This is a genomic window from Candidatus Methanoperedens sp. (assembly GCA_027460525.1).
Taxonomy (GTDB): Archaea; Halobacteriota; Methanosarcinia; order Methanosarcinales; family Methanoperedenaceae; genus Methanoperedens.
Genome location: JAPZAS010000003.1, coordinates 86684 through 106325, shown reverse-complemented (window position 1 = coordinate 106325; position 19642 = coordinate 86684). Strand labels below are relative to the sequence as shown.

At 43.3% G+C, this 19642-nt stretch carries 17 protein-coding genes; 8 read left to right on the top strand and 9 right to left on the bottom strand.

Annotation, left to right across the window (positions count from 1 at the left end; all coding sequences use genetic code 11):
• The 3 genes from O8C68_01020 to O8C68_01010 form a co-directional block, all read right to left on the bottom strand.
• Window positions 1-2748, bottom strand: a complete 2748-nt coding sequence (locus O8C68_01020) for a heavy metal translocating P-type ATPase (protein MCZ7394383.1) — start codon at window positions 2746-2748, stop codon at window positions 1-3.
• A 98-nt stretch (window positions 2749-2846) separates the two neighbouring features.
• On the bottom strand, window positions 2847-3599 hold the full coding sequence (locus O8C68_01015; GenBank protein ID MCZ7394382.1) for a recombinase RecA: 753 nt from the start codon (window positions 3597-3599) through the stop codon (window positions 2847-2849).
• A gap of 96 nt (window positions 3600-3695) precedes the next feature.
• Entirely contained in the window at window positions 3696-5015 is a 1320-nt protein-coding gene (locus tag O8C68_01010; GenBank protein MCZ7394381.1) for a tetratricopeptide repeat protein, read from the bottom strand.
• Between the two features lie 118 nt (window positions 5016-5133).
• On the opposite strand from O8C68_01010, the gene trmY reads away from it, so the two are divergent.
• From trmY to rsmA, 6 genes are all read left to right on the top strand, one after another.
• Window positions 5134-5751 (top strand): tRNA (pseudouridine(54)-N(1))-methyltransferase TrmY, encoded by a 618-nt coding sequence (gene trmY, locus O8C68_01005; GenBank protein ID MCZ7394380.1) that lies wholly within the window; start codon window positions 5134-5136, stop codon window positions 5749-5751.
• A 23-nt stretch (window positions 5752-5774) separates the two neighbouring features.
• A complete protein-coding gene (locus tag O8C68_01000; protein MCZ7394379.1) occupies window positions 5775-7010 on the top strand; it encodes a tRNA pseudouridine(54/55) synthase Pus10 in 1236 nt (411 codons plus the stop codon).
• A 17-nt stretch (window positions 7011-7027) separates the two neighbouring features.
• Window positions 7028-7318 carry a 50S ribosomal protein L21e gene (locus O8C68_00995; protein ID MCZ7394378.1) on the top strand — a complete coding sequence of 97 codons (291 nt, stop codon included), beginning with the start codon at window positions 7028-7030 and terminating at the stop codon, window positions 7316-7318.
• 28 nt (window positions 7319-7346) lie between these two features.
• The gene (locus O8C68_00990) at window positions 7347-7697 is read left to right on the top strand and encodes an RNA polymerase Rpb4 family protein (protein MCZ7394377.1); all 351 of its coding nucleotides are present in this window, start codon (window positions 7347-7349) and stop codon (window positions 7695-7697) included.
• A 69-nt stretch (window positions 7698-7766) separates the two neighbouring features.
• Window positions 7767-8357, top strand: coding sequence for a DUF655 domain-containing protein (locus O8C68_00985; GenBank protein MCZ7394376.1), 591 nt, complete (start codon window positions 7767-7769; stop codon window positions 8355-8357).
• On the top strand, window positions 8357-9121 hold the full coding sequence (gene rsmA / locus O8C68_00980) for a 16S rRNA (adenine(1518)-N(6)/adenine(1519)-N(6))-dimethyltransferase RsmA (protein MCZ7394375.1): 765 nt from the start codon (window positions 8357-8359) through the stop codon (window positions 9119-9121). The genes O8C68_00985 and rsmA overlap by 1 nt, the downstream gene beginning before the upstream one ends.
• 103 nt (window positions 9122-9224) lie before the next feature.
• Here rsmA and O8C68_00975 read toward each other — a convergent pair whose 3' ends face one another.
• From O8C68_00975 to ligD (O8C68_00960), 4 genes are read right to left on the bottom strand one after another with little or no spacing between them, the layout of a single operon-like run.
• A complete protein-coding gene (locus O8C68_00975; protein MCZ7394374.1) occupies window positions 9225-9959 on the bottom strand; it encodes a DUF72 domain-containing protein in 735 nt (244 codons plus the stop codon).
• Between the two features lies 1 nt (window position 9960).
• Window positions 9961-11349 (bottom strand): non-homologous end-joining DNA ligase, encoded by a 1389-nt coding sequence (gene ligD, locus O8C68_00970; protein ID MCZ7394373.1) that lies wholly within the window; start codon window positions 11347-11349, stop codon window positions 9961-9963.
• Window positions 11346-12143 (bottom strand): Ku protein, encoded by a 798-nt coding sequence (locus O8C68_00965; protein ID MCZ7394372.1) that lies wholly within the window; start codon window positions 12141-12143, stop codon window positions 11346-11348. Before O8C68_00965 ends, ligD (O8C68_00970) begins: the two co-directional genes overlap by 4 nt.
• A gap of 1 nt (window position 12144) precedes the next feature.
• On the bottom strand, window positions 12145-13005 hold the full coding sequence (gene ligD, locus O8C68_00960) for a non-homologous end-joining DNA ligase (GenBank protein ID MCZ7394371.1): 861 nt from the start codon (window positions 13003-13005) through the stop codon (window positions 12145-12147).
• 271 nt (window positions 13006-13276) lie between these two features.
• On the opposite strand from ligD (O8C68_00960), the gene O8C68_00955 reads away from it, so the two are divergent.
• Entirely contained in the window at window positions 13277-14083 is an 807-nt protein-coding gene (locus O8C68_00955; protein MCZ7394370.1) for an HAD family hydrolase, read from the top strand.
• A gap of 6 nt (window positions 14084-14089) precedes the next feature.
• Here O8C68_00955 and O8C68_00950 read toward each other — a convergent pair whose 3' ends face one another.
• Complete coding sequence (locus tag O8C68_00950) at window positions 14090-16033, bottom strand: hypothetical protein (GenBank protein MCZ7394369.1); 1944 nt, start codon at window positions 16031-16033, stop codon at window positions 14090-14092.
• 74 nt (window positions 16034-16107) lie between these two features.
• On the opposite strand from O8C68_00950, the gene O8C68_00945 reads away from it, so the two are divergent.
• Window positions 16108-17940, top strand: a complete 1833-nt coding sequence (locus O8C68_00945) for a phospholipid carrier-dependent glycosyltransferase (protein ID MCZ7394368.1) — start codon at window positions 16108-16110, stop codon at window positions 17938-17940.
• Here O8C68_00945 and O8C68_00940 read toward each other — a convergent pair.
• Window positions 17937-19403 (bottom strand): hypothetical protein, encoded by a 1467-nt coding sequence (locus O8C68_00940; protein ID MCZ7394367.1) that lies wholly within the window; start codon window positions 19401-19403, stop codon window positions 17937-17939. The two genes, O8C68_00945 and O8C68_00940, sit on opposite strands and share 4 nt — an antisense overlap.
• Window positions 19404-19642: the final 239 nt, after the last annotated feature.

Sequence of the window (19642 nt, the reverse complement as noted above, 5' to 3'; positions counted from 1 at the left end):
TCACCTCTTTAACTTGATGCGCTTCATTAAAAGCGTGTTCGTGGTAACAGAAACCGAGCTTGTAGCCATTGCTGCGGCTGCAATTGCGGGATTAAGCAGGAACGGCGGGTGTGTGAAAGGATACAGAATACCTGCTGCTATCGGGATACCAACCGAGTTATAGAAGAATGCCCAGAAAAGGTTCTGCTTTATCTTATTTAGCGTAAGCCTGCTCAACTGTATGGCAGCGGCTACGTCCCGCAAATCGTTCCTTATGAGCACTATCTGGGCAGACTCAATCGCAACATCGGTGCCGCTCCCTATTGCGATGCCAACATCGGACTGCATGAGCGCAGGGGCGTCGTTGATGCCGTCCCCCACCATAGCCACCTTTCTGCCTTCTGCCTGGAGTTTCTTAATCTCGATAGCCTTGTCCTCCGGAAGCACCTCTGAAAGCACCCTGTCAATCCCAACCTGTTTTGCAATAGCATTCGCCGTCCTCTTATTATCACCTGTAATCATGGCAACCGTGAATCCCATCTCATGAAGGGTTCGTACGGCATCCGGGGATGTTTCCTTCAGCGTATCAGCCACGGCGATTATGCCTGTCAGCTCGCTGCCTTTTGATACCAGCATGACAGTCTTTCCATCATGTTCAAGCTCTTCCATCCTGCCGTTCAAAGACGTTATATCAAACCCGTTTTCTATCAAAAGTTTTCTTGTACCTATGAGGACTCTTTTTCCCTGGTATTTCACTTCCACGCCGCGTCCAGGTATCGCCCTGAACCCCTCTGCATCAGGAACTTCTATGCCTCGCTCCTTTGCTCCTTTGAGTATAGCCTCGGCAAGGGGATGCTCAGAACCCTTCTCTGCAACGGCTGCAAGCCCAAGCACTTCGTCCTCGGTGCCTTTTACAGCAATAACATCGGTAAGCTCAGGCTCGCCTTTTGTAAGGGTGCCTGTCTTGTCAAACACGATGGTATCCAGCTTCTGCGCCCTCTCAAGTGCCTCACCGCCTTTTATCAGTATGCCGTTCTCGGCTCCCTTGCCTGTACCCACCATGATAGCCGTCGGCGTTGCAAGACCGACCGCACACGGGCATGAGATTATGAGAACGGTGATGGATATCAGCAGCGAGAAAAGGAATGGAGAGGTAGCCATACCGAAAGTGGCCGGGACATTGAAATATTCAAATCCGATAAAGAACCAGAAAAAGAAAGTAAATAGAGCAAGCGCATGCACTGCGAGAATAAAATGTCCCGCAACTATATCCGCGAGTTTCTGTATGGGCGCCTTCTGGGTCTGAGCGTCTTCAACCAGTTTGATTATCTGGGCAAGGGCGGTGTCCCTGCCCACCTTTGTAGCTTCGAACCTTATCATGCCTGTCTTGTTAATGGTTGCACCGATAACTTCTGAACCTGTGCTTTTCTCAACAGGTATGCTCTCACCTGTAATCATGGACTCATCCACTGCAGTCAAACCCTCTATCACCCCGCCGTCCACAGGTATTTTCTCGCCGGGTCTTACCACGACTATATCATGGACCTTGACATCCTCCACAGGAATCTCCTTCTCCTCGCCGTTAACAAGGATGCGCGCGGTCTTTGCCGCAAGCCCCATGAGCTTCCTTATTGCTTCCGATGTCCTTCCTTTTGTGAGCGCCTCAAGGTACCTTCCGAGTACGATGAACATAATAAGCAGCGCAGCAGTATCGTAGTACGTGTGCTTATATGCCCCGCCGAGGTCAAGGAAAGTGCCTGCAACACTGATTACATAGGCTGCTCCTGTTCCCGTGGCTATCAGGAGGTTCATGTCCGTGACGCCGTGTTTCAGGCCTTTATACGTGCCTTCAAAGAACTGGCGCCCCGGGAAAAGCATCACTATTGTTGCAAGGATGAAAAGCAGATAATCGTTTTTCAAAAATCCGGGCACAAATCCCCAGCCAAGGTTGCGTCCCATGTCGCCAAGTGAAATGGGAATTGCAAGCACAAGGGCGATGATAAAATTTATTTTCTGCCGTTTTATTTCCTCTTCGCGGGCTCTCTGCTCCCTGTCTGCATCGCCTTTTCCGATTTTTTCAGAAGCAGTATAGCCCACACCCTGGATTACTTTTTTTATATCTGAAACTGCAATAATCTCCGGGTCGTAAACTATCCTTGCCTGCTCAAGCGGAAAGCTCACGCTTGTTGAGGTTATACCTCTGGTCTTCAACAGTGCTTTTTCGATATTGGAGGCGCATGCTGCACAGTGCATGCCCCCGATTTTAAGCATTGTCTCGCTTTTAGCCACGCCGTATCCAAGAGATGTGATGGCATTCTCAAACGCTGCTCGATTCACCAGCGCAGAGTCATACTCGATGCTTGCTTTTTCGAATGAGAAATTGACGGACGCTTTTACTACGCCCTCTATCCTGTTCAATGCCTTCTCAATATTCTGGGCGCATGAGGCGCAGGTCATACCCGTAATATTAATCGAGGTTTTTTTCAACCCTGCCACTTGCGATACTTTTGCCTCTGGTATAATAATCACAGGCTTAATCGGTATCGGGCAGGCTTCCCCATCTTCGATCACTTCATAGCTTGATGCCATAATGGCTTTCTTTATGGTTTCAAGGTCTGTTATTGAGGTGTCAAAGGAAACCTTTACCTCACCCTTCTTAAAATCCGAAGATGCCTTTGTCACTCCTTTTACACTCAGTGCAGCATCACTCACTGTTTTTTCGCAGTGGCCACACATCATGCCTTTGATTTTTATTATTACGTCATCCAAGGATAATTCTCCGAACTTTTAGAGTTATATATCCCCATCAGTTTATGTCTGTTATGGTTTGAAAAATGAAAAAATACATGCTTCGTTTAAACAGACTCTCAGGCGATATCTTTGGTGGTATCTATCTGGACACCATCGCCTACCTTGAACCGTATCATTTCTACTGTCGGTACTCTGCCCCTTATCTTTGGTATTGACAGCCGGTTAGAAATCTTATCCGAACTTTTATCAAGCTCGACGTCAAAAATCACATCGCACGATTTCAGGATTTCATTTTCAAGATTCTTCTGGTGCGTATCCTTGAGACCGTATAAAAAGGCTAAACAATTGAGTGTCTTTGTTGCCTCATAAATCATATTTATCAGCCGCTTTATTGCGCCGGGATTAATGTTCAGGTTCAGATAAAAAGAAAACGAATCGAAAATTATATTTATATCCTCTTCTTCTTCTGCCATTATTTTTTTCAGGTTATATTCCGTGAATTCCACAATCTTGGCATCCACAAACTCATTCCCTGTATTGTCAACCATTTCCCCATGGGATGTGAAATAATATTCGCTATAGATATCCACAAATATGATATCCTTGGTTTTAAATCCGAACCCCTCGATGTCATGCAATACATACATGGGGCGCCTTCCATTTGTGAAATAATAGGTTTTGCGGGCCTGTGAGAATTGGTATAGGAACACTTCTGCCATGGATTTGGCATCGGCGTATATGTATGCAACAGAACCCGATGGCAACCCGCCCCCCAAAGTCCTGTCAAGAATTTCTATCCCCGTGGTTCTATTCTGCGTTTCTTTTAAAATTGGAACTGCAGACGAAACTTCTTTTGTTAACGTTGCCACTAAAGAACTTTTTTTTCCATTGGCCATTTTCCTAACCTTTAGAAGTATTGGTTTTGTTGTTATATAAAGTTAACTCGGTGACCATAATTATGATAATCATCTATTTCTCCTTTTTGCAGATTTTTTTAAGAATTTCAAACACATTTCCATACCCCTTTTTGCGTTACCGCTTTCAGGATTTAACTTAAAAGCTAAGTCATAACATTTCATGGCTTCTTTAATATTCCCTTCTTTATAAAGCGCATTACCTTTATTGTTCAAAAATACATAATCGTTTGGATCGATTTGAATGGCTTTATCATAGCAAACCACAGCTTCATCAAATTTTCCTGATTTAATAAGCGCAAGCGCTTTATTGTTCCATGCAATTGCATTTCCAGGGTCTACCTGCAGGGATTTATCGAAAGAATCGATTGCATCTTCGTACCTCCCCATAGAATACATGGTATTTCCAATAACCAGATGTTCCAGTGATTCTTTAGAAATTTCCTGCTTTTCTGAATCTGGTTTATCCTCAGAAGTTTCAGGTTTAGCTTCGTTTTTACCAGACTCAATAACTGGCTGTTCTACTGGCTTGGTTTCAATAAGTTCTGGTTCTTCAATTTTTTCTATGATTAAATCCGGCTTCTCCAACGATGCCTCTGGTTTGATTTCAGGTTCAATGGCTGGTTGTTCAGGATTGGTTTCAATAAACGATTCGGTTTTCTCTTCCCCTGGCATGGAGGATGCGATTTTTTGTAAATCGACTTTTTCTTCTGCCTGCTTCATTCTTACTAATGCAGTCCCTTTATTACTCCATATTTTTTCAACTGTTGGATTTATCTCAATGGCTTTATCATACGATTCTATTGCCTCGGATAAACGATTGAGTTTAACAAGGGTTAATCCTCTGTTATTCCAGACAGCTTCATCCTTCGGATTTATCTCGATGGCTTTATCATAAACACGAAGCGCTTCTTCAAAGTTGCCGCTTTCGAATAACATATCACCCTTGCTACACCATGCAGCCGCATCTTTAGGATTCATTTCAAGCAGTTTATCATAATATTTAATGGCATCCGGGAATTTCCCGAGCTGTGCCAGTGCCATAGCTTTATTGTATATCACTTCTTCATCGTCAGGTTTGAGTTCGATTGCTTTATCATAGCATTTTATGGCTTCTGCATATCTGCCTGTTCTGGCAAGGGCAAGCCCTTTGTTATTCCATACCTCTGTTAATTTTGGGTTTATTTTAAGTGCTTTATCATAACACTGTATGGCTTCAGCATACATGCTGCTCTCAACCAGTGAATCGCCCTTATTGACCAATACGGGAACATCCTCGGAGCTAATCTTGGCATTATCCCGAGCAGTATCTCCCATGCGGCTGATGGAAGGGGTTTTCTTTTTCCCCAAAATCCTGTCATAAAATCCCATATCTCAGTTCCCTGTATATAGTGAACTAATTAATATTACTTATACTATTTAATGTTTATAGATTACTGCTTAAATCCTTAAGCTATCTTTTAATATGCCGGGAGCATTTCTCACTCCCATGAAATCCTTTGTCATCATCGGTCACAAGGCCGCAACCGCATCTTTTTCACTGAACGACCTCCCCGGTGCTGCAGGGCGCATGGACATTTTGTGCAGATGTGTTAATGCCGCACTCTTTCTCTCCCACGACTTGAGAAGAGATGTCCGCGTGCACCTTGTCCTCAAAGGAGGTAATCAACCGAAGCTCATTCGCTTCGATGGAAGCTCAGTCAGATACTTAAGCCCTGACGAGCGAAGTGCAGCCTCGCTTATAAAAAAGGCGCTTGAGAAAAATGCACAGGATTTCTGGACAGAATCCACCCCGGGAGTGAGCATAAGGAAAGGAGATTTTGGTGACTTGTTAGCTGAGTTGAAGACCTCGCATTTAAATACGGGGACTGATAAAAAAATAATCTATCTGCGTGAAGATGGAATAGACTTTCGTGGGAAAAAATTCGAAGCTCACGATGAACTTTTATTCGTGCTAGGTGACCATGAGGGCTTAACTGACGAGGAAGAGAAAATAATAGGCGGGTACGAGCATGAAATAGTGAGTGTAGGTCCTATCTCTTTGCATGCAGACCACTGCATCGTTTTGTTGCATAATGAAATGGATAGAGTAGAGAAACATATTTAGAACACCGCACATATTCAGAGCCGATGACAATTCTTGACACGGCGAGAAAAATCATAAAAGAAGGTACTATCTGCGACCACTGCCTCGGAAGGCAGTTCGCAAAACTCTCCACAGGATTATCAAACGACCAGCGTGGAAAAGCTCTATGGCTTGTGCTTGCCATGCAGGCAGGTGCAGAAAAAGATAAAGAGCTGCAGGAGGAACTTTCAAAAAGCTCCGGGAGCAAATGCTGGGTATGTAATAACCTGTTTAAAAATCTTGATTTGTGGGCTGAGAAAGCGGTAGAAGCGCTTTCTGATTATGAGTATGACAATTTTCTTGTTGGTACAAAGATGACAGGCCTATTATCCGAGAACGAGGAAATCGTCTGGGCTGAAAGCGAAACTACGTTTGCCGAACCGCTTAAAACCGAACTGAATCGCGAGGTGGGAAAAAGGGTTGAGAAAACAACAGGCAAGCGGGCAAACCTCAAAAAACCTCAAATTGTAGCACTTCTTGATCTTGAAAATGATACGGTTGAACTTGAAATAAATTCGTTATACATATACGGCAGGTATCGGAAACTTGTCCGTGGAATTCCCCAGACCAGGTGGCCGTGCAGGGAGTGCGCTGGCATGGGTTGCGAGCGCTGCGGCAACACAGGCAAGATGTATCAGGAGTCCGTGGATGAACTTATCAAACCCCATCTTATGGCGGCCGCGCGGAGCGAGGATACTGCTTTTCACGGCGCCGGGCGCGAGGACATAGATGCGCTGATGCTGGGCGAAGGCAGGCCATTCGTGGTCGAGGCGAAGAAGCCGCATATGAGGAGCATAGATTTAGACGTGCTCGGCAGGGAGATCAACAGCAAAGCGGAAGGAAAAATCGAGGTTCTGGGGCTCAAATTCGTTGAAAGCGAAAACGTTGAACAGCTAAAATCCATGAAAGCCGATAAGGTGTACCGTTTTAAGATAGAACACAATACAACCGAGGAAAAACTTAAATCATCCCTTGACATATTAAGCGGAATCCTCATCAAACAGAAAACACCCACCAGAGTGCTTCATCGGCGTGCTGACCTTGAACGAGCGAGGCTTGTACACCAAGCAGAGCTTGAATCATTTGATACAAATACCGCCGTGATTAAAGTAAATTGCGAAGGAGGACTCTATGTAAAGGAACTGGTTTCTGGCGATGGAGGGCGTACTGTGCCCAGCTTGTCATCGCTTACAGGAAGTGAGGCAAAGATTATAGAACTTGAAGTAATTAAGGTAGGTTAATAAACTCGGAGGAAATTATGGCAAAAACCCACGGAACAAGAAGGAAATCAAGATATAAACTCAAGAAAACAGTTAGAGAGAAGGGACTGTCTCCGATAAGCCGGTCGACGCAGGAATTCTCCGAAGGGGATATTGTAAACATCGATCTTGACCCGGGTATCCAGGATGGGATGCCGCACCCGAAGTTCCAGGGAAGGACAGGAAAAGTTGTAGGCCAGCGGGGTAGAGCCTATATTGTTAAAGTCAGAGACATTGGGCTTGTTAAAGAAGTTATTGTTCTGCCCGAGCATTTGACCCCGCAGAAATAACCGGTGGGAATAACGGAGGTGTCGCCTTATGATAGTGAAGCAGGTTATCAGTGAAGAAATATTGACTCTTGGCGAGGTTCGGGAGCTGCTCGATCAGGTAAAAAAAGAGAGAGAAACAGAGAACAAGGAGCTGGGATACGAGCTTCGAAAAGCAATGGCCCATGCTGAATCATTTTCCAAGCTTGAAGCAACAAAATCAAGGGAATTAATGAACGAGCTCCTGAAGCTTGAAAAAATGAAACCAGAGATAGCTGTCAGAATTGCAGACGTTCTTCCTATGTCCAATGATGAATTAAGGTCGATTTATGCAAAAGAACGTTATACCCTTAGCGAAACAGAACTTAAACAAATTCTTGATCTGGTAGCTAAGTATACCTGAAGCTATATAAACATCCATTCTAATTATATTAATAGTTGAGCAAGGAGACCTTCAACAGAGTGGTATTTAATGATAACCTTAGGGAAAAAACTGGAAAAAGAAGATATAGCCTATATTCTGGATTATTTACCTTATGGGCGTTCGGACGATACACGCCCTATGTACCAGAAGAAACCTCTCGTTCAAGGCGTGGGAGAGAAACATTTTGTTCTCATGGAGATGATACCGAAAGAGAACGTGGCACCAAAAACCCAGGACAAGGTTTATATAGGTGAGGGGGACCGTCCTGTGATTGACCATGTCAAGCGGCGTATCATGTATAATGAATTAACCCACGGCGCCCAGATGGAGCTTCCTACCATGGTAGAGAAAATAGTGCTTGCAAATGAAAATCTGTTTCTGTCCTTCTTCAACGAGGCCTACCCAATAACAACCCGCTTGCACATGCTTGAGTTACTCCCAGGAATAGGGAAAAAACTCATGTGGGGAATAATAGAAGAAAAAAAGAAGAAAGTATTTGCAACTTTTAAAGACCTGGTTGAGCGGGTGAAAGGTCTTCATACGCCAGAGAAGCTGATTGCTAACAGAGTTCTGGAAGAATTAAAGGACGATAATATAAAATACCGTGTTTTCACAACTCCAATGCCGCCTAAAAGATAATGAAATGGTATAAGAAAGACCAGCATTTTCTGGCAGATGCACGGATTATAAACAGGATAATCGAATACGGGAAATTAAATAAACAGGACACTGTCCTGGAAATAGGCGCTGGTTTTGGCAATCTAACGGAAAAACTCGCAGCAAAGGCGGGCAGGGTGATAGCAGTTGAAGCGGATGCCCAACTTGCCGCCTCTCTTAACAGGTGGGAAAATGTTGATGTTATAATAGGGGATGCCCTTAAAATAGAATTCCCTCATTTCAATAAAGTAGTATCCAATCTCCCCTACTCTATTTCTTCTCCTGTTACTTTCAAACTCCTGCAACACAAATTCGAACTCGGGATTCTGATGTACCAGTACGAATTTGCAAAGAGAATGGTTGCATTACACAACAGCAAGGATTACAGCAGGCTTTCGATATCGGTGCAGTATTATGCTGATGTTGAAATACTAGAAGCTGTGCCGGGTAGCGCATTTATCACTCCACCAAAAGTAAGATCTGCTATAGTAAAGCTTGTACCCCGACCTGCGCCGTATAAAGTGAAAGATGAGGATTTTTTCATGAAATTTATACGTGCGGTTTTTTCCCAGAGGAGGAAAAAGCTCAGGAATGCTATAATTAATAACGCAGGCATCCTTGAAATCAAGGAAACAGCCAGCCTATTAAAGAAACTCCCCGCTGATCTTATTGACAGAAGACCTGAAACCTTGCCGCCAGAAGAACTGGCAAGAATGGCTGACATTCTTGCTGAGGAAAGGATTTAAATACGGGAATAATCATTATAATAATTGGTGGTATCTGCGAACGCTATTCTAACCAAAAATCGTCCTATCCTATCCATTTGTTAAACGCAGATACCCTCTTTTTTTATAAAATATCCAGCAACATCCTCACGTCTCCAGGTGGATAACCCGAATAACTTTTACTGAAATAACCAAAAACTTCCACAGAATCCTCGAAAAACCCTTTGACCTTCATTCCCCAATTTTTTATATCCTCACTTCGATCTCTTTCAACTTTTCCAAGGGTTCCCTTTATTTTATTCCTGTCCCCTTCCCATCTGATGTAGGTGAAATCGGCGGTTATCGTGCTCATCTCGGGCATCCATGGATGGTCTATCAACACAAGTGCGACCCCATTATCTCTCAGCAGGTCATAGAATTTATCACCCAGCCACTTTTTATTCTTGATTTCCACTGCAAACCTGTGTCCTTTTGGGAGACCAGTCAGGAAATCCTTCAATATTCCAGACTTCTCAGGCGCAAAGCCGGGTGGTAATTGAATAAGCATGGGCCCGAGTTTATTTCCCAGCAATGACATATGTTCAATAAAGACCGGAAGCTCTTCTTCGCAATCCTGCAGCATTTTGATATGCGTAATTTTCCTTGGAAACTTAGCTGAAAAAATAAAATTTTGCGGTACCTCTTCTTTCCAGTTCCTTACAGTATCTCTAGATGGTATTCGATAAAATGTGTTGTTGATTTCAACAGTGCTAAAATTCTTTGCGTATTCGGTTAGCAGGTTTTCTGAACCCTCAGGATAAAAATTCCCTATCCAGAAATCGTAACTCCATCCCATAGTGCCTATATGCATTTTTTCCATCTCAATCACTCCCTTTGAATAATAGCCAGTTGTTCTCACCTGCTTTCTTGAACTTTACAAGCACATACCGACCTCTCATCTTTTCTCCCTCGACTACAAACTCAATCTTGTTCTCCCCCCAGGCAATGGATTCGTATAAACCTTTATCCCATATTTTCACAGTCCCGGCGCCGTACTGTCCTTCAGGGATAGTCCCTTCAAATTTACCGTATTCCAGCGGATGGTCTTCTACCTGTACAGCAAGCCTACGGTCATCGCTTTTTCCCGGAATCCCTTTAGGGACTGCCCAGCTCTTAAGCACCCCATCCTTTTCCAGTCTTAAATCGTAATGGAGCCTGCGGGCATGATGCTCCTGGACCACAAAGGATTTCCCGGAACCCATTTCCTTCGACATTGGAGGCTCAGTTGTCCTGCTAAAATCCCGCTTTGCGGCGTAATCCGAAAGAGAAGGTCGTATCTGGTCAATGGTACATTCAAAAGGATCCTTATCTTCCCTGAATCTTTTGAGTACTGGAATACGGAGCTTACCGTCATCTGTTATGGACTGATAACCCACTTCACACACAACAGCGGGTCTTAACCAGGTAATCTCTCTATCCATATCCACTCCAGGAAGTGTTTCTTCTTCCACCTTAAGTTTATCCAGGGACTGTTTCATATCTTCCATATCTTCCTGTGAAAAACCTGTACCGACTTTGCCAATAAAGACCGGCCCTGCCGCATCATACAATCCCAGGATCAATGCTCCGAAGGTTTTCTCCCTATTACCTTCACCCCTGGTATAACCGAAAATGACACAATCACATGTCTTTACCTGCTTTATTTTCAGCCAGTTATTGCTCCTTTTTCCAGGTTCGTATGAACTTTGCTTCTTTTTGGCCATTATACCCTCAAGGCCTTTTTCCAGGGCGGCCCGATAATAAGCAACTCCTGTCTCTTCAACAAATAAAGACAGGACGACAAATTTTCCTTCTTTTACAGAATTTTTCAATATCCTCTTTCTCTCCAAAAGAGGGATATCCACCAGCTCCTCCCCATCCTTTTCCAGAATATCAAATATTATATAAGTAGCAGGGAATTTGATGGACATATATTTGATATCACCCGGTTTGGTGTTTTGCATCCTCTGGATGAGTGTCTGGAAGTCAGGTTTTCCATCCTTCATAACAACTATTTCCCCGTCCAGAACCGTATCTCGGGTCAGGTCGTTCAGTTCGGAAAGCTCCGGGAAATTATCTATCAGCTCCTTCTGGTTCCGGCTCCTGATACTGAGTTTTTCTCCAATGTAACTGATAGCCCTTATGCCATCCCATTTTACTTCAAAAACCCAGTTATCAGAAGAAAACGGCTCTTCTGCCGGGCGGGCAAGCATTGGTTTATATTGTTTCATTTCGCAAGCTGTTTAATAGTTTCTTGAAGTGCCACCATCAATTCTTTGACTTCCTCTTTCTTGGGTACTTGAGCGACAACAACCTCACCTTTCATCTTCATTTCTATGAGCTTTTCCATCTTCTCCCTGTAACCATCCCTGTACTCTGTTATATCAAATTCCCCGGTTAGTTCCTTAATGATCTTCTCCGCCAGTTCCAGTTCATTTTTTTGTGGCTTTTTGAGTTTCGTGAGTTCTTCCAGATCCCCGGGATTCGTAACCTCATTGGCATAACGCAGAGTTGTCAATACCAGAGCCCCTTTATATTCATACACAATTACAGGATATTCCTTGGTTCTCAAAGTGATCTTCCCCATTCCTGCTTTTCCCTCTTGCTGGATAACCGTCATCAGGAGGCTGTAGGCTTCCTCGCTCCTGTCAGGGACAAGGACATATGACTTTTCAAAATATATAGGATCTATAGACAGTAAACTGATAAATTTTTCAAGCCTGATCCTCTGGTCTGATTCAGGTCTTATTGCGTCCAGTTCCTCTTTCTTGAAAACTATGAACTCATTCTTTCGTATTTCATATCCCTTTACCGTGTCTTTCCAATCGATGACCTTATTATCCCTGCTGCATACCCTTTCATATTTCAATGGCTGTCCGTCCTCATTGTGTAAGAACCTGAATGAAAATGCCTGGTCTCGGATCATGGTATAGAGCTTGACCGGCACATTTACGAGCCCGATCGTGATACTGCCGCTCCATATTGGCCTGTTGGACGGTTTTGCGGTGTCTTGATCATTTGCCATTTTATTCCACCTCCAGCGCCTGTTTACTTTCCAGTAACCCCTCCCATGGATCGTTCTTCCTTTTCAGGATAGTATTTATGTTGAACTCCTCAGGTCTTAATCCTTTCTTAAGTTCCTCCCATTCAAGGGGTGTGGAGACTGTTGCTTTCGCTTGCGCTCTCAGGCTATAGGGCGCTATCATGGTCTTCCCCCGGGTATTCTGCAGGTAATCTATAAAGATAGTTCCGGGGTCTCTGGAGTTTCGAAACTCAGATACAACAAGCTCAGATTCTCTTGCCAGGAACTTTCCGAATTGATGAACGAATTCCCTGGTCTGCTTGAAATTATAACTTTTAATAACGGGCAGGACAACATGCAGCCCCTTTTTCCCTGAGGTTTTGACAAATGACCTGAAGTTGAGTTCATCCAGCTTTTCTTTCAATAACAGGGCGACATCCATGACATCGTCAAAGGAACAGGGAGGTTCAGGATCTATATCAAATAACACAAGGTCAGGTGTATCGTAATTATCGATCCTTGAAAGAGTGATGTTTATCTCAATGGATGCCAGATTCGCCATCCAGATAAGCGTATCCAGATCATTGCATACAATATAGTTTATATCCCTCTGTGCAGTCTCCGAGTATTTTTTGAAGGTTTCAACCCAGTCCGGTATGCCCATTGGTCTATCCTTTTCATAGAATCCCTCTTTATCAACACCATCAGGGTACCTGTTCATGACTATGGCCCTGTTATTCAGGAACCTTAGCATCCGCGGGGCGATCCTGATATAGTATTCAATGACCTGAGATTTTTTCAACCCCAACAGCGGATAGAGGATTTTCTCCAGATTGGTGAATGATACTTTAGTGAGTTCGTTCATATTTATATTATCAATAGGGTTAATAAATAACTCTTCGGGATTTAAATCTCTAATTGATGCTGTTTAAGGATTAGTTTTTTTCTTGGGAACCGTAAAAAAGTTTGGTGTTAAGCAAATTCTTTGCGTACTTTGCGAACTTTGCGGTGGAAAATCATGCACCGCAAAGCACGCCAAGAGCGCAAAGTTACTTTAAGCGAAATTTAATACCAAAACATTTTACATGTACTTTTCTTGAGAAAATCTAAATACTCATAAAAGCCGTTTGTATACTATGAAAATTGCCGTGGTGTTTGATAGCGCAGGAACACTGCTTCGCATGTACCGCGTGGCAAAAAACATAAAGACAAAAGAGTATCTCGATGAAGTAGTTTCGACCGAGTTTGTTGGGAAAAAACCATACTGCGCCATCCTGGTAATGCAGGTGGATTCAAATAAGCTCGTTAGCTGTCCGCCGCAGATGCTGATTTCGGATTTTATCAAGAAATATAAGATCGATATAGAAGTGGGATGTTCGAGATCCCAGATAAATAAAGCCACTGCTATATCCGTGGTGGAAAACGATACAAGAGCTACAATGTCCGATTTACAGGATGTTATGGCTGCCGTAAAAAAACGGTGCAAGGATATTTTTTATATGGGCGTTGGGTTGATTATCGATGTGGAGAGGAAAAACATTCCCTACGTCATCTGCACCGGGGGGAAAATTTATTCCAATTCCTGTTCAGTGATTCAGGCTCTCACCGAACGGGGAATCGGGGTATATATCGCATCCGGCGACAGCATGCGGAACCTGAAGCCTCTTGCTAAGAATGTATGTATCCCGCTTGAATGCGTACATGAGATTTCCACGCCAAGGAAAAAGGAAGAGATTGTGAAGAGATTGAAGAAGAAATACGATAAAGTGGTTATGGTAGGCGATGGGATCAATGACCTGCTTGCGATGCGCGCAGCGGATCTGGGGGTGCTTTCGATACAGCAGACAGGGAAATGCCCGCCGCTGCTTTGCGAGGAGGCGGATGTGGTTATAAGGGATATTAAGGAAATTATCGATGTCGTGGATAAAGCGCTTCTTGAGTAGCGGTTCCTATTTTGTAGAAGTATTCAGCCTGTATATCCAGATACTTCCGGTATCGTCAGAATAGACATTCTCAAAATTACGATCGAACTTTTCTTTCACACCCGGCTGGCTCCCCTGCTCCTCGCTTCCGATATAAGCATAGCTTGCGTTATATTTTGAAGCCACATCCAATGTTTCATCTTTAGTCCCCGAAAAGGCTTTTTTTATGTCCGCGTCGCGTGTCCAGATATCATACCCGTGACCGTAAGCCCAGGTACCATACCCCATTATCTCCAGTCTTCCACCAATCTGGGATGGAGGGGAATGGATGCCTGGCTCTTCGAGAAAGACCGAGCCTTGCGGCGTGTTATCCCTGATCCAGATACCGGCGTTGTATTGCGCAAGACTGTAGCCTGGATATTTTACCGAGAGGTTCCAGGCAGCATCAAGGAAAGGGGTGAAAACAGAAAAGACGATTAAGATTACCACTATAATGTGAAATTTTTTCCCATATAGTCCTTCAAGGAAAATTCCGCCAGCTATTGCAACAGGAATCCACATGAAGTGGAAGAACGTGTTCATATCAAATGATTCAGGCGTGAAGGAAATGATATTGGGAACAACGAACATGGAGATAATCCATGAGTATAAAAAGAACCTGTGCCCTTTTTGAAATAACGGAAAGAAAAAAGAAATGATAAAAGGGATGCCGAGGTTTCCCAGGTAAAACAGGGTTAAGCCTGAAGGAGATTTGTCAGGCGCCCACCAGCCGGGGTCAAGGGATAAACGTGGGGATGTGCTGATGGCGAGAATGAAAGGGAGTGATAGAAGAACTGGAAGCAGGAAAAATAGAGATCCTTTAAGCCAGAACTTTTTTTGATATGCGAAATAGAAGGTCAGGATAATGAAAAGTAATCCTATGGAGATAAAGGCAGTCACATGGAAAGGGAAGAGGAGACCTGTGATAAGCCCTGCCAGTATCATTTTTCTTGCATCCTTCCCGGTAAGACCCAGATATAGGAAATATGCTGCAAGTGCAAGACCTGTTAAGCCCATCATCTGTGGTCTTGACTGGAGAAGCCCTTCAAAGACCGGGACTATCTGGAAAAACCCTTTCCACTCCTGAACATAATTTTGCATGAAAAGGTCGGAAAACCTGCTCCAGTTGTTGGATAAGAAAGCCTCGAAAAACCTGATGTAGCTGAAACCTCCGCCAAAAACCCCGATTATGACAGCAAAGCAAGAAGCCTTGGTGCTACGGGTTACATGATTTGCAAGGACATAGACTGCCAGTGCAAAGAGACCCGCAAAGAAACTATTGAGGTAGACAAGAAGCCCGGGATTGAATGTATCAGCCATTTTCTCGATTATCGCGGTGTGGAAGTCCACAAAATAATGGTAGGTCATCCTTACTCCAGAGTAATAAGGCATCTGTGGAGGGAAGTTGCCCTGGTTCAGGCTCTCGATTATTCCAAGATGCATCGGGGTATCCTGCCAGTTAGACCCGGAAAGAAGGAACTCATTTCCCCGCAAGACCCAGACCGAACCTGAGAGAATGATATAGAAAATGATAAAGATCCCAATCGCAAGGAGAATGGCTGGATGTTTTAATAAACGAAAATCCGGCTTCTTAACCGGGAAAAAAAATAAAGCCGGAACGAATATAAGACCCGCAAGAACAATGGAAACCTTTGAATAGCCAAGAAGCTGGGAGAGCCAGTAAACCAGTTGGGTTGAGAAAAGAACGCTCAGGAATAAAGTCAGAACAAGCTTTTCAAGTTGTTCGAGGTCTTTAAAAAAAAGATTTACAAATACAAAACCCGGGAGAAAAAGCGTGAAAAAAATGGCATATACAAAGCCTATATTTCCTGAAAAAAGTGATGAAATAGAGAAAACGGATAGAGCCGCTGCAAGAAAATACCTGGAAGAAAATATATACTTTGTGTTAGGCAGCAGCTCATTTATTTTCATATTAATTTTTACCGTGCAGTCTATAATTTATGCATATATTTAATTATTGCTGCGTGTATTGTGATTTAGGATATATGGGCAAAAAGAAAAAACGGACTAAAATTCTTCAACCACAGATTCAAAAAGAATCTCCGCCTCCAAAGCAAAGTGAAAAAATAAAATCCAACGAAACACCTTCGCAAGAGATGGCCAGAGTTCACTTCGATAAAAAAGACGTGGCGCTATGCAGTCTATTGATATTGTTTTTCTTCTCTCTTGGAATCTGGAATATAGGCTCACTGAATACGCCAAGGAGCGGCTGGACGCCCTTGGTGGCAAATGAAAGTTTCTACATCGATTTAAAGAACGAATACAATATAGATTACATCTATCTGTATCAGGGAATCCAGCCCAAAATCGATTATAAAATATACTCAGGTTCACCGGATAACTGGAATATAATATACAATCTGAGTAAAGAGAATTTTGTACTATCCTGGTCGGGCATCCCGGTGAATTCAACTACAAGATATCTGCGATTTGTTGGTGCCTCCCCTGGCGGCGATCTGGATGAAATCGTGGTATATACCGGGAATTACAGAAAAATACCGATATCAAAAGACAGCATAGTTTGCGATTCAGGTAATTGCGGTACAGGGAACAGGTCGTTGTCCAATCTGGTAGATGAGCAGAACAATGTCGAAGACCCTCCCTCTTACCTTACCGGAGCTATATTCGATGAGATATATTTTGCAAGAACCGCTTACGAGCATTTAATGCATATAAGGCCTTTCGAATACACTCATCCTCCGCTCGGGAAACTTTTGATAGCGACTGGAATCCTTACTTTTGGCCTTGACGCCTTCGGATGGAGAATAATACCCCTGATTTTTGGCGCTGTGATGATTCCTGTGATGTATATCTTCGGGAAAAGGATGTTCAATACCAGATTCGGTGGATTTGCCTGCTCGTTTCTTTTAGCCTTTGAAAGCATGCATTTTGTGCTTTCCAGGATTTCGATGATAGATATTATATTGTCAACTTTCATCTTGCTCATGTTTTACTTTTTTTATATTTATTACAGGGGAGAATTTTTCAAGGAGGGTTGGAAGAATGCAGATGCTCCCCTTCTCCTATCAGGGATATTCTTTGGACTGGCAATATCGGTCAAATTGACTGCACTTTTTGGCGTTCTGGCAGTTATGGTTTTATTTTTACTGCTGAAAAAAGATGAACTAACAAAGGCAGAACACCTGAGAAAAAACTTCCTCATACCTTTTTTGCTAACTCCGTTATTTTTCATGTTTATTTCGTTCGTGGTTATCAGCTTCATTATTTATGCGTTGTCCTACACGCCCATCATGGGCATACCCGGGGAAGGAAGCGGGCTGAGTATGGTTTTCAGATACACGGAGAATATGCTTAGATATCATGAAACTCTCACTGCAACCCATCCGTTCAGCTCTCCCTGGTGGAGCTGGATTTTCATGTTAAAGCCAGTCTGGATATACAACCTTGGCAATCCATTTGATAACACGGTATCCAATATCGTGGCAATCGGAAACCCTGCGATCTGGTGGGCAAGCATACCATTTTTAGTTTTCGTGGCATGGAGATGGCTAAAAGAAAAAGACAGTACAGCCAGATTTATAACCGTTGCGTTTCTTTTACAACTGCTTCCGTACATGTTCATCGGGAGGATTTTATTCCTGTACCATATGTTTCTGAATGTCCCGTTTATGATATTTGCAATTGTGTACGGCTTGAATATACTGTGGTATAAGGATAATAAATATAAATATATAGTGATTGCTTATTTTGCCGCTGTCGTGCTTTTATTCGTATATTTTTATCCGATATTAGCCGGATACCCGGTATCCCAGCAGTTCACAGATGCCCATAAATGGTTGAGCGGCTGGATCTTCTAGCATTTGGTTTTGTAGATTGTAGTGTCTTTTTTGGAGTAAACTGGCTGGAAGTTTTTTGTTTTAAAGGCTGTATAGTTCGGGTTCAGGTCGGATTCCTTGGGGCTTATGAGGACGTAATCTATTTTGTATTTTTTCAATAGCTCGCAATCTCCTGATGCGTATATTCTTCTGACATCTTTTTCGTATTTTGAGCTGTCCAAGAATTGGCCGCTAGAAGTCCACCATGAGCCCAAGACTATCTGTCTGCCTGCCAAGAACACAGGGTTCTGGTTAGAAAAGCCTGTAAGGAATATTGAATCTGGGGGAGTGCTGTTCTTAATCCATTCTCCCATCTCAAGCTCCTGGGCGCTGTAAAGGCCGTAGTTTGTAGAGGCAGCCCAGAGGTTGGTTAGAAAGCCTGAAAAAACAGAGACGAACAGTAAGAGGGAGACCAGAACAATGGGTACAATGTGATAGGATTGACTTTTTTTCCACCCTCGCCAATGATAAAGCCTATAGAGAAAGATGGCAGCCAGGATGTCCGTTATTAGCAGCCAGTGAAGGAAGAGTTTATTATTGTCATAGGGGTTTGGCTGGAAGGAAAAAACATTTGCGATTAGAAATATGGCTACAAACGGGATATAGAAAAGCTTTATTTTCCTGTCAACAAGGATAAAACCTCCAATTGCGAGCAATAGCGGCAGACCGGTATTTTTCAGCCAGAACCATGCTATCCCCAAAAGATTTTTACCGTCGTTTTCTGGCACCCAGCCGGGTTTTAACTGGAGGAAACCGGTGCCTGACTGATGTTCGATGCGCAGCAGCTGGGGAGCGGATAGGAGAATGAAAGGTAAAATAAAATATAACCAATTTATCCTGGGTTTACTCAAAAATAAGAACAGGGATACAATGGAAACTGCAATGAAGCTGTGACTGTGGATTAAGGGCAAAAGACCGGCCAGGCTTCCAGCCAAGAACAACTCTCTTCTAGATTCATTTTCCAGCGCCCGCACCAGCAAGATATAGACTGCAACCGATAATCCGAGCCCCAGGAGAATGGAACGCTGGGAAATGAGAAAATGTTCAATAAGATTTTCAAATACAAGCTGATATTCTGTGATATGGGTGTAGTCTCTCATTATCGGCTTCAGGGTACCTGAGAGGACATAGTAGAACCCGGGGCCTCCGTTGAAGAAGAAGAGCAAAACCGCGATTGCCGCAATGTTCTTTTTTCTTCCCACTGCAAGGGCAAGCGAATAAACCCCAATCACCAAAGCGATGCCTAGTAATATGTTTGGCACTACAACTGACCCTCGCAGACTGAAACCTGTTTTTAATAAGACAGAGGAAATAAAATCTGCAATGAAAGGATAGGTGAGCTTGGCGCCTGCCACCATTGGGTAGTTAAGAGCGAAGCTTCCATCCCGGGCAAGATATTCAATTAAACCGATGTGTATTGCCTGGTCAGCCCATGTATCTTCCATTACCAGAAGATAACCATCACTATTAAAAACAAACATATCAAAAATATTAATGTAAAGTATGAATGAGAGTACCGTTAAAATGCTGGCAATACTAAAAATATCCTCACGGCCCAAGAACCGGTTTTTAAATTCCCTAATATCTCCTAACCTCCCTAAAACCCCAGTTACATCATCTTTTTTTGGGAGTTCAATGGTCTTTAACCGGCAGACTAGGATCAAACACCATAGAATCAGAATGG